The organism is Bacillus sp. FSL K6-1000 (genome assembly GCF_038630785.1).
GTDB lineage: Bacteria > Bacillota > Bacilli > Bacillales > Bacillaceae > Bacillus > Bacillus safensis.
This window is the reverse complement of the sequence record NZ_CP152042.1, coordinates 1,413,866-1,428,237: the sequence shown is the minus strand read 5'-3', so window position 1 is coordinate 1,428,237 and position 14,372 is coordinate 1,413,866. Positions and strand designations below refer to the sequence as shown.

13 protein-coding genes are annotated in these 14,372 nt (G+C 41.0%); 5 read left to right on the top strand and 8 right to left on the bottom strand.

What is annotated here, in order from left to right:
- Window positions 1-29: 29 nt before the first annotated feature.
- From MHI46_RS07255 to glsA, 5 genes are all read right to left on the bottom strand, one after another.
- Window positions 30-1,466, bottom strand: coding sequence for a deoxyribodipyrimidine photo-lyase (locus tag MHI46_RS07255; RefSeq protein ID WP_260775905.1), 1,437 nt, complete (start codon window positions 1,464-1,466; stop codon window positions 30-32).
- 100 nt (window positions 1,467-1,566) lie between these two features.
- Window positions 1,567-5,013, bottom strand: coding sequence for a pyruvate carboxylase (pyc, locus tag MHI46_RS07250; protein ID WP_251180721.1), 3,447 nt, complete (start codon window positions 5,011-5,013; stop codon window positions 1,567-1,569).
- A 79-nt stretch (window positions 5,014-5,092) separates the two neighbouring features.
- Entirely contained in the window at window positions 5,093-6,304 is a 1,212-nt protein-coding gene (ftsW, locus tag MHI46_RS07245) for a putative lipid II flippase FtsW (RefSeq protein ID WP_039178273.1), read from the bottom strand.
- Between the two features lie 209 nt (window positions 6,305-6,513).
- Window positions 6,514-6,795, bottom strand: a complete 282-nt coding sequence (locus tag MHI46_RS07240; RefSeq protein ID WP_003212509.1) for a YlaN family protein — start codon at window positions 6,793-6,795, stop codon at window positions 6,514-6,516.
- A gap of 122 nt (window positions 6,796-6,917) precedes the next feature.
- Window positions 6,918-7,847: a glutaminase A gene (gene glsA / locus MHI46_RS07235; RefSeq protein ID WP_034281651.1), complete on the bottom strand. Its 930-nt coding sequence runs from the start codon at window positions 7,845-7,847 to the stop codon at window positions 6,918-6,920.
- Window positions 7,848-7,967: 120 nt separating this feature from the next.
- Between glsA and MHI46_RS07230 the strand changes: the two genes are divergently transcribed.
- The gene (locus tag MHI46_RS07230) at window positions 7,968-8,450 is read left to right on the top strand and encodes a hypothetical protein (RefSeq protein WP_048238850.1); all 483 of its coding nucleotides are present in this window, start codon (window positions 7,968-7,970) and stop codon (window positions 8,448-8,450) included.
- Window positions 8,451-8,465: 15 nt separating this feature from the next.
- Here MHI46_RS07230 and MHI46_RS07225 read toward each other — a convergent pair whose 3' ends face one another.
- Complete coding sequence (locus MHI46_RS07225) at window positions 8,466-9,788, bottom strand: PhoH family protein (protein WP_039178271.1); 1,323 nt, start codon at window positions 9,786-9,788, stop codon at window positions 8,466-8,468.
- Between the two features lie 140 nt (window positions 9,789-9,928).
- Here MHI46_RS07225 and MHI46_RS07220 point away from each other — a divergent pair, with 140 nt between their 5' ends.
- Both MHI46_RS07220 and MHI46_RS07215 read left to right on the top strand, forming a co-directional pair.
- The gene (locus MHI46_RS07220) at window positions 9,929-10,546 is read left to right on the top strand and encodes a YhcN/YlaJ family sporulation lipoprotein (RefSeq protein ID WP_039178268.1); all 618 of its coding nucleotides are present in this window, start codon (window positions 9,929-9,931) and stop codon (window positions 10,544-10,546) included.
- Between the two features lie 99 nt (window positions 10,547-10,645).
- Complete coding sequence (locus MHI46_RS07215; RefSeq protein ID WP_223250959.1) at window positions 10,646-10,879, top strand: YlaI family protein; 234 nt, start codon at window positions 10,646-10,648, stop codon at window positions 10,877-10,879.
- 31 nt (window positions 10,880-10,910) lie between these two features.
- Here MHI46_RS07215 and MHI46_RS07210 read toward each other — a convergent pair whose 3' ends face one another.
- Together MHI46_RS07210 and typA are read right to left on the bottom strand one after the other, a co-directional pair.
- The gene (locus MHI46_RS07210; RefSeq protein ID WP_003210819.1) at window positions 10,911-11,234 is read right to left on the bottom strand and encodes a YlaH-like family protein; all 324 of its coding nucleotides are present in this window, start codon (window positions 11,232-11,234) and stop codon (window positions 10,911-10,913) included.
- Window positions 11,235-11,288: 54 nt separating this feature from the next.
- Entirely contained in the window at window positions 11,289-13,127 is a 1,839-nt protein-coding gene (gene typA / locus MHI46_RS07205; RefSeq protein WP_024424768.1) for a translational GTPase TypA, read from the bottom strand.
- Window positions 13,128-13,240: 113 nt separating this feature from the next.
- Here typA and MHI46_RS07200 point away from each other — a divergent pair, with 113 nt between their 5' ends.
- Window positions 13,241-13,420: a DUF5325 family protein gene (locus tag MHI46_RS07200; protein ID WP_024426900.1), complete on the top strand. Its 180-nt coding sequence runs from the start codon at window positions 13,241-13,243 to the stop codon at window positions 13,418-13,420.
- Window positions 13,421-13,694: 274 nt separating this feature from the next.
- Window positions 13,695-14,330, top strand: a complete 636-nt coding sequence (locus tag MHI46_RS07195) for a hypothetical protein (protein WP_024424766.1) — start codon at window positions 13,695-13,697, stop codon at window positions 14,328-14,330.
- Window positions 14,331-14,372 lie beyond the last annotated feature (42 nt).

Sequence of the window (14,372 nt, the reverse complement as noted above, 5' to 3'; positions counted from 1 at the left end):
CCCCCTATCATGCCGAAAGGGGGATTTTTTTATTGTTGTTTTGCTTCTTCGAATAGCGAGATGGCTTTTTTGCGTCTTTCCCCGTGATCAACTGTTGGCAGCGGGTATGTATCCCCTAGTACACAGCTCGATTTCAGTTGTTCATCGATCGGCATTTTACTTGGTTCATGAATCCATTTTTCATCGACATGCTTAAGCTCTGGTACATATCTTCTAATATATTCCCCGCTCGGATCAAATCGCTTTGACTGAGTCGTTGGGTTAAAAATACGGAAGTATGGAACGGCATCTGTCCCAACAGAAGCTGCCCACTGAAATCCTCCGATATTCGAAGCCTCATCATAATCCACAAGCTTTTTTGCAAAATACGCTTCTCCCTTTCTCCAATCAATCAAATAGTCCTTTGTTAAAAATGAGGCGGTGACCATTCTTAAACGGTTATGCATCCAGCCTTCCTCATTTAACTGCCGCATCCCTGCATCGACGAGGGGAAAGCCTGTTTCACCTTTACACCATGCGTTAAACAGCGTCTCATCTTCATTCCATTTCATCCCTTGAAACGCCGAATTAATTTCTTTTTCTTTCATCTCTGGATAATGAGCATAAATCATATGGTAAAAATCTCGCCATGCTAGCTCTTTGATAAAGGTTTCTCTGCCCTCGTCTTCAAACAGCGCTTCCTCCTGAACCGCATGGAAGATCCTTCGGATTGAGATTGTCCCTGTTTTTAAGAAACGTGACAGCTTGCTCGTTCCAAAAACAGATGGAATATCTCGTTTTTCATGGTAACGTGTTAATCTTTTTTGGATAAAGTCATGCAGCGTGTTCATCGCTTTGTGTGAGCCGATTTGATCAAATTTCCTTGAGCATTTCTTGATCATGCTGCGTAGTTTGTCATTCCCTTCATGCGAAAGTGACTCATCACAAATCGTATGAGCGCTGCTGAGAAATGATTTGTCAACTTTTATCACAGGCTGCTTCTCTTGCTTTCGCCATGATTGATAGTATGGAGTAAACACTTGATAATGAGTGCCATCCGCTTTTAAAATATCTTGCGCCCCGTGAAGGTGTGTATCTTGCCATTTTGACACATGAATGCCCTTCTTTTCTAAAAAATCGGTTACGTGATGGTCACGCCTTTGTCCGATTCCCACTTGATCTTCATTAAAAAAAACAGCTTTGATGTCATACAGATCGATAACTTGCTGAAAGGCACGCAAGACATCTCCATAGAGAAGGTGAACATACATTTGAGATTCTCTTGCTTCCTTGACGAAATGCGCCACGTTTTGGAAAAAATGTTCGTTGTTTAAATCGAGGTCCATTTCAGTAAAGAATGGATCTAGATGATAAAGAGCAAATAATTTGTACTCGTGTTTTTTTGCATATGTGATCGCTTTTGATAAGGCGATATGATCATCTAATCGCATATCCCGGCGAAACCATATCACAACAATTTTGTCCAACCTTCTTCACCTCACTCTATAGTGTAATCACTCTCACTTGCTGCTGCACATTTTAATGCGCTCAAGAAAAAGACACATCACGGTGGATGTGTCTCACTTCTTATTCAGGCTTTAATACAATGAGCAGATCACCTGTTTGAATCGGTTCTCCATTCGTCACATGTATTTCATCAACGACCGCAGAAAATGGGGCTTGTACAGTCGTTTCCATTTTCATGGCTTCATTAATCATCAAATGCTCACCTTGTGAAATTTTTTGCCCTTTTTCCACGAGTACTTTAATGACAGTGCCTGGCATCGACGCGGCGATGTGATTTGAATTCGAGCGGTCCGCCTTCAATTTTTCTTGAACGGAGGATTTGATGCTTTCATCCTTAATCACCACTTCACGCGGCTGGCCATTTAACTCAAAGTAAAGAACTCTTGTGGCATCTGGATTCGGTTCGCCAATTGATACGAGTTTGACAATAAGGGTTTTTCCTTTTTCGATTTCTACCTCAATCTCTTCTCCAAGTCTCATCCCGTAGAAGAACGTTGGTGTATCAAGAACAGAGATGTCGCCATAGCTTTCTGCTGTTTGGACAAATTCAGAAAAGACTTTCGGATATAAGGCATACGCAATTGCGTCTTGCTCTGTTAACGTCAGGTCATGAGATTCTTTGAACTGCTTCTTAATGTCTTCAAAGTCCACTGGCTTCAGCTTCTCACCAGGTCTGACAGTAAGAGGCTCTTCCCCTTTTAAAATCAGCTTTTGCAGTTTTTCTGGGAATCCGCCATGCGGCTGGCCTAAATAGCCTTTAAATAATTCCACAACAGAATCCGGGAAGTCTAATGTTGCTCCTTTTTCATAGACATCTTCTTCTGTTAGATCATTTTGCACCATATAAAGTGCCATATCTCCAACTACTTTAGAGGATGGTGTTACCTTTACAATATCACCAAACATGTCATTCACACGTCTGTACATTTCCTTTACTTCATTCCAGCGTTCGCCAAGACCGACACCTTTCGCCTGCTGCTGCAAGTTACTATATTGACCGCCAGGCATTTCATGCTCATAAATTTCTGTATGAGGCGAATTCATGCCGCTTTCGAATTCATGATAGTATTTTCTGACGGAATCCCAGTATTGAGAAAGGCGTTCGACAGATTGGACGTTCATGTCTGGCTTTCTTTCATGTCCATCTAAAGCATAATAAAGTGAGCTTGCACTTGGCTGCGATGTGAGTCCTGCCATAGAGCTGACGGCAACATCCACAATATCAACACCTGCATCAATCGCTCTTGCATAGGTGAACAGTCCATTTCCACTCGTGTCATGCGTATGAAGATGGATAGGGATTGTAAGCTCATCTTTTAAAGCAGAGACTAGCTCATAGGCTGCCTGCGGTTTTAATAACCCCGCCATATCTTTAATACCTAAAATATGTGCACCGGCAGATTCAAGCTCCTTCGCAAGAGATACATAGTACCTAAGATCATATTTTGGACGAGACGGATCAAGGATGTCCCCCGTATAACAAATGGCCGCCTCTGCCACTTTGCCTGATTCCCGAACAGAATCAATGGCAAGCGTCATGCCTTTGACCCAGTTCAAGCTATCGAAAATACGGAACACGTCAATGCCTGCCTCGGCAGATTCTTTTACAAATGCTTTGATCACATTATCCGGATAGTTTGTATATCCGACAGCGTTTGATGATCTTAATAGCATTTGGAACAGTGTGTTTGGCACTTCTTGACGAAGCTCTTTCAATCGTTCCCACGGATCTTCTTTTAAGAAACGGTACGCGACATCAAATGTAGCACCGCCCCACATTTCCATACTAAACAGCTCTGGCCATAAACCTGCTGTTGGCTGGGCAACTTTCTTTAAATCATGAGTTCTAAAGCGTGTCGCAAGCAGAGACTGATGCGCATCTCTAAAGGTTGTATCAGTTAAAAGGACGTTATTTTGTTCTTTCACCCAGTTGGCAAGTCCTTCAGGTCCATGCGTATCTAACAATTGTTTTGTCCCAGACGGGATCTCTTGATTGAGAGGAAGCTTCGGTACGTCTGGCTTGTCAAAATGAGGCTTCTTTTTCTCCGCAATACCAGGGAACCCATTAATGGTAACGTTACCAATATAAGTTAACATCTTCGTTCCACGGTCTTTTTGCTTAGGGAAATTAAATAGCTCTGGCGTTGAGTCGATAAACGATGTATCGTATTCTCCTTTTAAGAATTTCTCATGCTTAGCTACGTTTTCAAGAAATGGGATGTTTGTTTTAATCCCGCGAATTCTGAATTCTTGTAAATTTCGGACCATCTTAGCAGCCGCTTGATCAAATGTGAGCGCCCATGTGGATAGCTTGACCAATAGTGAATCGTAATAAGGTGTAATGACCGCACCTTGGAAACTGTTCCCTGTATCAAGACGTACACCAAATCCCCCACCTGAACGGTAGGCCATAATTTTTCCTGTGTCTGGCATAAAGTCATTGAGAGGATCTTCTGTTGTGACCCTTGATTGAATGGCAAAACCGTGTGTAAAGATATCTTCCTGCTTTGGAATACCAACTTCTTTGCTGTGAAGGTTATGCCCCTTTGCAACAAGAATTTGGGTTTGGACGATATCGACACCTGTGATCATTTCTGTGATCGTGTGTTCTACCTGCACCCTTGGATTAACTTCAATAAAGTAAAACTCTCCATTTGCAACAAGGAATTCTACAGTCCCAGCATTAATGTACGATACATTCTGGGCCAGCTGAACAGCTGCTTCGCAAATATCTTCACGCAATTGATCTGTTAGAGACACACTTGGCGCCACTTCAATGACCTTTTGATGCCGCCTTTGAACAGAGCAGTCACGCTCATATAAATGAATGATATTGCCGTGATTGTCACCAATCACCTGCACTTCAATATGTTTTGGATTCTCAATCAGCTTTTCAACGTATACTTCATCATTTCCAAAAGCAGCTTTTGCCTCTGACTTCGCACGGTCATAGGCTTCCTTCAGCTCTTCTTTTGATCTGACAATCCGCATACCCCGGCCGCCGCCGCCTAGTGAAGCTTTAATAATAAACGGGTAACCGTATTCTTCACCGAATTTTTCGACTTCTTCGACCGAATCAACTGGTCCGTCACTTCCTGGAATGACTGGAATACCAGCTTTTTTCGCTTCTTCTCTCGCCTTTACTTTATCTCCAAACATATCTAAATGCTGAGAAGTTGGACCGATAAATTGAATGCCTTCCTCTTCGCATCGTCTTGCAAAATGAATGTTTTCGGATAAAAATCCGTAACCTGGATGAATCGCATCCACGTCATTTCGTTTTGCAATTTCGATGATCCCCTCGATATCAAGGTAGGCATCAATCGGTTTTTTCCCTTCTCCAACTAGATATGCTTCATCTGCTTTATAGCGATGATAAGAGCCAGAGTCTTCTTTGGAATAAATGGCCACTGTACGTAAGTTGAGCTCCGTACAGGCCCTGAAGACTCTGATAGCGATTTCCCCTCTGTTTGCAACTAGAACCTTTTGAATTGTTCTCTGTGACATTCTCACTCCTCCATATCCCTTAAAATTTTATATGTACTCTATAATAAAGGAAGAAATGAAAACTGTACACTTTTGTTTTCTAAAGATTCAAAGTTTTCTGCAATCCATTTTTTTCAACCGATGGTTTGCTCATTGATTTTTTCTTTTTGTAACGCTCTTTATATTCAGTAAACATGCTGATATTCAGCAGCATGCCCATACAGATGCTAAGTAAAATGATGGACGATCCTCCGTAGCTGATAAACGGAAGTGTTACCCCAGTGATCGGAATAAGACCTGAAACACCGCCTAAATTGATACAAGTTTGGATCGCAATCATGGAGGAAATTCCTATTGCAAGCAAACTTCCAAACGGATCTTCACACTTTCTCGCAATATAAAAACCTTTCACGACGATGAAACCCAGAAGAGCGATAACGAAAAACACGCCGAAAAAACCAAGCTCTTCCGAGATAATAGCCATGATAAAGTCTGTGTGCGGTTCTGGCAGATACCCGTACTTTTGAACGCTTTCTCCTAGACCGAGTCCAAAAAAGCCGCCTGATCCAATTGCATAATATGAATTAATCAATTGATGCCCAGTAGCCCCTGCATCTTTAAATGGATCTTGGAAACTCTCAAAACGTCCGAGACGATTTTGCGTGAAAATTTTATCCCAAAAAAGAATAATAAATGGGGTCACGACGACCATTACTGCACTAAATAGCGCGAGCAGCTTCGCTAGCGTTTTGCCGCTAAAACCTGAGCATAAAATCATCGCAAGGGCAATCATGCCAATGATAAAGGCTGTCCCATAGTCTGGCTGCAAAATGATAAATCCGCACAGGATAGAGACAATCACGATCGGAGGCGTAACACCTCTTAAAATATGATCAATATAATGCTGCTTTTTGGCATACACCGCAGCAAGATAGATGATGACGACAATCTTCACAAATTCAGCTGGCTGAAGACTAAAAGGTCCTAATTTGATCCAGCTTCTTGCGTTCCCTGCAATATGACCGCCAAAATATACATAGATGAGGGAAAAAACTGAAAGCAGCAGCATACCAATCTGGAATTTCTTATTTGAAAACAGCTGATATGGAACTAATGCTGTAAAGATCAAGATGGCTGCTCCAACAATCATAAATAAGAGCTGTTTCTTAAAAAAGTTATCTGGCGCGGCATCGTATCTGATAACAGATGTAATCATACTTGAGCTATACACCATAACCAAACCGAATGCGCTGATTAAGATAATGGCGAACAATAATGAGTAGTCATACGATTTTAGCATTCTCTTTAACATATAATCCTCTTCCTAACGTCTGTTTCTACTGCTTGATATCTTCTTAGCTGTTCTTATTCTACTACATTTTCTCCGTTTGATCCCGTTTTACCTCTTTTATATTGTTCGTCATTCATGAAAGAATCAAGTCCGTTTGCCGTCAATCCATCAAAAGAAAATAGAGGACAAAAAAACTCAAACTTAGTTATGGAAGTTTGAGTTTTCAATCATTATTTTTTTGTGAACGCATCATGAAGTGCGGAAAGCTCTCTCTCAAGTTTATCGAGTAGTTTCTTACCTTCATGTTGATCAACTAATCCAAGCCGGACAGCGAAATCAATTTCTCTCGATAATCCGAACATTTGAGTATCTAAAACCTCTTCATAAAGAGGACATTGCGGCATCGTTAAGTTGTCCATTTGCACTTGGATCAATTTTAAAATTTTATCTGCATCCAATTTTAATAAAGCCAGTGCTTTTTGCCGATGATCGACTAAAATTTCTGACGCCAAAAGTATCCCTCCGTTCCCCAGGCGAGTACCTAATTCTTCTATTTATCATAAAGCGAAACGCCCAAAATTGCAAGCAGATTTGTACAGTTCGCTTTGTAAAAATAAAAAGAAGACATTCATCATTAAAAGATACTCATCTCATATTTTTCACTCATGAGCTCAAGCAGCTTAATCCCAGCAATGCTATTCCCTTTTTCATCCAGTGCTGGACCAAAAATTCCGATCCCAAAATCATATGGAGCTGCTCCCATAATCCCGCCTGAAACACCGCTTTTAGCTGGTATGCCGATATTAATGGCGAATTCCCCGCTTGCATTGTACATGCCGCACGTCACCATAAAGGTTTTACAAATTCTAGCGACATCTTTTGAAAGAATTTGCTGCCCCGTCTCTGGATGTCTGCCATCTAATGAAAAAACACAAGCAATTTTCGCCAAATCTAAGCTGTTCATCATGATGGCACATTGTTTCGTATACACGTCCATGACCTCTTCTACGTTCCCTCTAATAATATGATATTGCTTCATATAATAGCACATTGCCCGGTTAATCATAGATGTCTCGAATTCGGATGCGGCTGTTTCCTTGCAGTATGTAATGCTTTTGTCATTTGCAAGCTCTCTAATAAAGCCAAGCAGACGGTTTAGCTGATCTTGCGGCGTCGCGCCTCTTATTAAGCTTGTGACTGCAAGCGCTCCTGCATTAATCATTGGATTCAGCGGCTTATTCGGACTTGCTGTTTCCAGCTTAATCATTGAATTAAACGGGTCACCTGTAGGCTCTTGTCCAACAAATTGAAAAACTTTTTTTGGCCCTTCTTCTGAGAGTACGAGCGCAAGGGCTAATACTTTTGAAATACTTTGCAGTGTAAAGCGTTTATCTACATCTCCTGCCGAGTGGCAAGTATTACTCACATGATACACAGCCACAGATAAATCTGTCTGATCCGCTTTGGCGAGAGCGGGAATATAGGATGCTACTTTACCATCTTTGGCCACTTTTTTTGCTTCTTCTACAAATCGCTGAAGCTCTTCATTGTCGCGACATGCCATGCCCAATATCCTCCCTATCTTTCATGTAAGATTAGTGTGTACAAGGAGATGCATGTTTATGAAAGTGACAAAGCAGGCGAAAACTTCTATAATTTATGGTGGAAAGGGGTTGTCTTGAACATGAGCATCATTCAAATTAAGGGGAACGTAAAGTACAAGATCACCATTGATCCAAGTGTATGGATTTTTGATGACCGCAAATTTTTAATGGATTCATTTTTTGAAAAAAGCGCAGCAAATGAAGAAAATCAGCTGGATCAGGAGCTTGACCAAGAGCGGGTGATCAGAGAAGGGCAAACACTTCCACCCACTTTAAAAACAGAGAAGAAGTACGAAAAGGAAAGACTCGTCACAGGCAGCTTCGGAATGAAGCTGGGTGATATGCTGAAAAATGCAGAACCACTTGAACATGCAGATACATGCGAATTTGTCACAGAAACAGGGACAATTGCTGTTCCGCTTTCTCAGGCAATGGAAAGCATTGCACACTTCAGCCAAAATGGGAAGCCTATGACTGAAGAAGGACCAATCCACGTTTATTTCGCGGATCAGTCCAACCTCACTCAGCCGATAAAAGGTGTCAAAGAGCTCATCATTACATAAGACAGAGGGTCTGGACTACAGCAAATCAGCTGCAAGCTGTGCAAGTCCAGACCTTTCTCCTTTGACAAGCTTGACATGTCCAGATATTTGCTGTCCTTTGAACCGCTCAATGACATACGTAAGCCCATTATTTAAGCTGTCTAAATAAGGATGATCGATCTGCTCTGGGTCTCCCATCAGCACAATTTTACTTCCCTCTCCGACTCGCGTTAATAATGTTTTCACCTCGTGTTTCGTTAAATTCTGCGCCTCATCAATGATAATAAATTGATCAGGGATACTTCTTCCGCGTATATACGTTAAAGCTTCCACTTGAATCGAACCAATTCCCGCCAAAATCGCATCAAGTTCACCAGGTTTTTTTGTATTAAATAAAAATTCTAGATTGTCATAGATCGGCTGCATCCATGGTCTGAGTTTCTCTTCCTTTTCACCTGGCAAGTAGCCTAAGTCCTTGCCGACAGGAACAATTGAACGAGCTACGATCAGTTTTTTAAACATGCCGAGATCCTCTGTCTGCATTAATCCGGCAGCCAGCGCAAGGAGTGTTTTACCAGTTCCCGCTTTTCCGATCAATGTCACGAGCGGAATATCACGGCGCAATAGCAGTTCTAGTGCCATCGTCTGCTGAACATTTTTCGGACGAATTCCCCAAACATGCTCTTGATCATAAATGAGCCGTTTCACATTCTCTGCTTTTTGATCAAGCATTCCTAAAGCAGAGCCGCCTTCATTCCCCTTCATAATGACAAACTGATGAGGGTTTAATGGTACACTCGTGACTTCTTTAATCGGCAATTGGCTTTGTTTATAAAATGTATTCAATTGCTCCGTCGGAATATAGAGCTCATGATAGCCGTTATCAATGTCTTCGTTTTGCAGCACACGGTCACTTAAGAAGTCTTCAGCTTGAAGGCCTATAGCATCTGCCTTTACCCGGACTAAGACATCTTTACTGACCAAAATAACTGGCCGGCCGTGAGGCTTTGTTTCTTCCTCTAAGCTCAAATTTTTCGCGACAGCCAGAATCCGATTATCGTTCGTTTTTTCAATGAAAATTTCTTGAAGTTCATGGAAAGAGCGATGATTCAGCTCGATGCGCAGCGTTCCTTTTGACTCTAGCGTTATTTTTTCATGGAGTTTCCCTTTCGATCTCAAACCGTCGATTAAACGTGAGACGCGCCGAGCGTTTTGCCCAACCTCGTCCATGTATCTCTTTTTCGAGTCTACTTCTTCTAACACAACGGCCGGAATGACGACCTCGTTGTCTTCAAATGAAAAGATTGAATTCGGATCCTGTAATAACACATTTGTGTCTAATACATAAATTTTACTCAGGTCCTTCGCCTCCTGATCGGGGTTTCATTCATCCTTGTCTTTCCCAAAACGATTGTTAAAATATATGTTTTCATGAATAAAGTTAGAAGGTTAATTCAACAATAAAATAAATCATGCAGTTTGTGAAGGAGGGAATTTAGATGCGACTATTTTTAACATTATTCATGATTCAAACGATCATTCTGTTAGGCGCTTGCCAGCAGCAGGAAAAGCCAGAGGCACTGGACAAGCAAGATGGACGCCAGCACTTAGTAAGGGTGTCTGACTCATCGAAGAAAAAGACAGATCAAGCCCGCCCATCCACAGATGTTGCGCAGCATCTTGTCAATGTGACAGAGCACGTAGCAGATGTCAATGATGCAACGGCAATCGTCATTGGACGCTATGCTGTTGTTGGTATTGATGTAAAAGATGATTTAGATAGAAGCAAAGTAGAAACCATTAAATATTCAGTTGCAAAAGCGCTGAGAAATGACCCGGAAGGTGCAAATGCTGTTGTGGTTGCTGATCCAGATACAGTCAGCCGTTTAAAAGAAATGGGCAAAGAAATTCAAGCAGGCCGTCCTGTAAGCGGTATTATGGATGAACTGGCTGCCATTGTCGGCCGCGTGATGCCAGAGATGCCGAAAAATGAGATCGATCGTAACGAAAAGGATCCGACAAATGATCCGAATAATCAGCTCAAAGAACAAGATCAAAAACAGTTAGAAAAAAATCAAAACGACCAATCAAATCATCATATGAATCAAAAGAAATAATGAGAACGGCTTATATCTCCTGTGATATAAGCCTTTTTCTACGCTGATTTTAAGAGGCTGGAAAACATGCTATAATAAATGCAATAAAGTGAGGTGAAAATGATGAGAGTGAAGTGCTCATTATGTGAAAAGCTTGAAACCATTGATGATGATACACTCGTTGCGAAACGGTTAAGAAATCGGCCAATTCATACATATATGTGCGATGACTGCCAAGAACGCATTAAAATAAAGACAGAAGCTCGCATCAAAACCGGCAGATTCTCTCTTTATCAGGATCCTGCGACAAAAGAGAAAAAGAAGAAAAAAGGAAAGAAAGAACAAAAGACATAAAAAAAGACCTGACACATGTTCAGGTCTTTTTTTACGTATTGACTGTTCCTTCTTTTTTCGCACGATGCAGCCGTATTTTATAAATAATCAAAATGGCAGCTGCCACAACAAGGCCTTCCGCTACTGGCAGGAAGATTCCTAGAAATGTGAGAAACGTGCAGCCAAAAATCAAAAACAAATAAATCACGAGCGCTTTTAAAATCGGTAAACGTCTTGCAAAGCCGAGCTTAAAAACAATAATCGCTAAAACAAGGATGGTGCCATATAGGAGCCACATCCCTGTTTGCGGATTTTCATCGACACGAAACAGCATCGCGAAAAAGGATAGATTTTCACTTACTTCCTGATCATTCAAAAAGATTCCCTCCCCTTATCTTTCAGGGTTCTATCTTTTTAATTCTTCATGGAATTAAGATAATCCTGCTAGCTTTTTCTTCTTCGCTGCTTTCTCACGTTCGTTTTTGTCTAAAATTTTCTTTCTAAGACGAATGGATTCAGGTGTAACCTCACAGTATTCGTCTTCATTCAAGTACTCAAGAGATTCCTCAAGTGACATAATACGAGGTTTTTTCATGCTAACCGTTTGATCTTTCGTCGCTGAACGTACGTTTGTTTGTTGTTTCATACGGCTTACGTTTACAACAAGGTCGTTCTCACGGTTATGCTCCCCAACAATCATCCCTTGGTATACTTCAGTACCTGGCTCAACGAAGATCACACCGCGCTCTTCAACACCTTGGATTCCGTAAGCAGTCGCTTTACCTGTTTCCATTGAAACAAGTACACCTTGACGGCGTCCGCCGACTTGACCAGACTGCATTGGCTGGTAGCTGTCAAACGTATGGTTCAAAATACCAAAACCACGAGTTAATGAAAGAAATTCAGTTGTGTATCCAATTAAACCACGTGATGGCACTGTAAAGATCAGGCGAACTTGACCGTTACCATTGTTGATCATGTCAATCATTTCACCTTTTCTTGCACCCATTGATTCCATAACAGAGCCAGTATGCTCTTCTGGTACATCAATTTGAACGCGCTCTACAGGCTCACATCGAACACCATCAACTTCTTTTACAATAACTTCTGGCTTCGATACTTGTAATTCAAATCCTTCACGTCTCATATTCTCAATGAGAATGGATAAGTGAAGCTCTCCGCGTCCAGAAACAACCCAAGCATCAGGTGAATCAGTTGGATCCACACGAAGACTGACGTCTGTTTGAAGCTGCTGCTCTAAACGCTCTTCGATTTTACGTGATGTCACGTATTTTCCTTCACGTCCTGCAAATGGGCTGTTGTTTACAACAAACGTCATTTGAAGTGTCGGCTCATCAATACGAAGGATTGGAAGTGCCTCTTGGTGTTCTACCGGACAAACCGTTTCACCTACGTTGATGTCTTCCATTCCAGATACAGCGACAAGATCTCCCGCCTTCGCTTCGTTGATTTCCACTCGTTTTAACCCTTGGAAACCAAAGATCTTTGTTACACGGAATTGTTTCACAGTGCCGTCGACTTTCATCAAGGCTACCTGCTGTCCTACTTGCATTGTTCCTCTGAATACACGGCCAATTCCAATTCTGCCAACATAATCATTGTAATCAAGTAGCGCCACTTGGAATTGAAGCGGCTCTTCATGGTTATCAACCGGGCAAGGAATATGGTTCACAATAGCTTCAAACAAAGATTCCATGTTTTCATCTTGTTTGCTCGCATCGTTACTTGCTGTACCATTGATTGCTGATGCATAGACAACTGGGAACTCAAGCTGTTCTTCTGTTGCATCCAATTCAATGAACAAGTCAATCACTTCATCGACTACTTCAGCCGGACGAGCAAAGTCGCGGTCAATTTTATTGACGACAACGATTGGTGTTAAGTTTTGCTCAAGTGCTTTTTTCAGCACAAAGCGTGTTTGAGGCATACAGCCTTCATAAGCATCCACAACAAGGAGTACACCATCTACCATTTTCATGATACGCTCAACTTCACCACCGAAATCGGCGTGTCCTGGTGTATCTAAAATATTAATGCGTGTATCTTTATAATTTATCGCAGTATTTTTAGCTAAAATCGTAATACCGCGCTCTCGCTCTAAATCATTTGAATCCATGGCTCTCTCAGCGATATTTTCATTCGCACGGAAAGTACCAGCTTGATGGAGCAATTGGTCAACAAGCGTCGTTTTACCATGGTCAACGTGGGCAATAATTGCGATGTTGCGAAGGTCTTTTCGAAGTTTCACATTTTCATCTCCTAAAATAATTAGATAACTTTCATATTATATCACAATCCCCTTTAAATGCCGATCGTTTTTCTGTAAACTTATATTAACTCTAAAAAAAGGGATGGGGACATATGAAACAAATCAAATGGCTTCTATTATTATGTGCATTACTTGCAGTTGTCAGTATGGCGTTTATTGGGGTAACTCTTGCAGAAAAAAACATACTGGGTATATGTCTAAGCATTGTATTCGCCATGATTTTCATGGGTACAGGATTTACATTAAAAAGAAAATTAAACGTGCAATCATAAAATTAGGTAAAAGCCTTTTACATTCTACATGTAGAAGGCTTTTTATTTTGAGTAAAAACAAGACAATTCACCTATGAAAGCTTGCGTCACATACAAAAACATCTATTGAGAATTGACAAAAGTAAGCAATCTGAACCTCTCCATAATTCGACAAGAACTTTTATAGTTCTCCAAAATCAAACAGAAAGTTACAATTTTCCTATTCTTCCACAAAGTTTCTCATGGTATGCTGTTCTTGCAACAAAATTTAACAGAAAAGGGAGAGAAAAGAAGCATGAAGAAGTTTTTGAGCAAATCGCTCAGCTCTGTTGTATTTTTCGCTTTAGCTATTATTCTTACTTTCACAACAGTAGCTCCTGGGCAAGCAAGCGCTGCAACTTTCAAAGGCATTCCTTTTGAACAGCAGCAAATCATTAAAGAATTATTGGAGAAAAACGAGCGTGTCATCAACATTCTCATCAATTCATTTGTTGAGGAAGACAACAACTACACATTTGATGTGAAAAAAGCTGTTGAGCTCGGACTAACTGAAGAAGAAGCGGCGACTGCTGAGAAATTCTTAGATCGCGCAGCTGTTCTTACAATCGTTTTCAGTGAAAGCATCACTAAAAACGAAAAAGGTAAATTGGTTTTTGATGCAGCAAAAGCTGTTGAACTTGGTCTTACAAAAGAAGAAGCGGCTAAATTCGAAAAGCTTTTCAAATCAGTGATCAGAATTGCTGATCTTGCTGGTGATGCCCTTGTTCTAGACAAAAAAGGAAACGTTGTGATTGATTCAAAAATCGCAAAAGGTCTTGGATTCAGCTCTACTGAATTACTTGTTTTCAACCAAATGCTTAAGAAAATTCCTCAAGAGCAATTAAAAACGTTTTATGATGCAGTTCAAATTGCGAAAGAAAAATTAAGCTAAGCTCAGAAAAACCCCCACCTGGTTTATCCAGATGGGGGTTTT

Bases quoted from the DNA above. Each gene is read 5' to 3' on its own strand.
- pyc (WP_251180721.1), bottom strand. From the start codon at position 5,013: ATGTCACAGAGAACAATTCAAAAGGTTCTAGTTGCAAACAGAGGGGAA.
- MHI46_RS07220 (WP_039178268.1), top strand. From the start codon at position 9,929: ATGCGACTATTTTTAACATTATTCATGATTCAAACGATCATTCTGTTA.
- MHI46_RS07200 (WP_024426900.1), top strand. From the start codon at position 13,241: ATGAAACAAATCAAATGGCTTCTATTATTATGTGCATTACTTGCAGTT.
- MHI46_RS07215 (WP_223250959.1), top strand. From the start codon at position 10,646: ATGATGAGAGTGAAGTGCTCATTATGTGAAAAGCTTGAAACCATTGAT.
- ftsW (WP_039178273.1), bottom strand. From the start codon at position 6,304: ATGTTAAAGAGAATGCTAAAATCGTATGACTACTCATTATTGTTCGCC.
- glsA (WP_034281651.1), bottom strand. From the start codon at position 7,847: ATGGCATGTCGCGACAATGAAGAGCTTCAGCGATTTGTAGAAGAAGCA.
- MHI46_RS07230 (WP_048238850.1), top strand. From the start codon at position 7,968: ATGAGCATCATTCAAATTAAGGGGAACGTAAAGTACAAGATCACCATT.
- MHI46_RS07195 (WP_024424766.1), top strand. From the start codon at position 13,695: ATGAAGAAGTTTTTGAGCAAATCGCTCAGCTCTGTTGTATTTTTCGCT.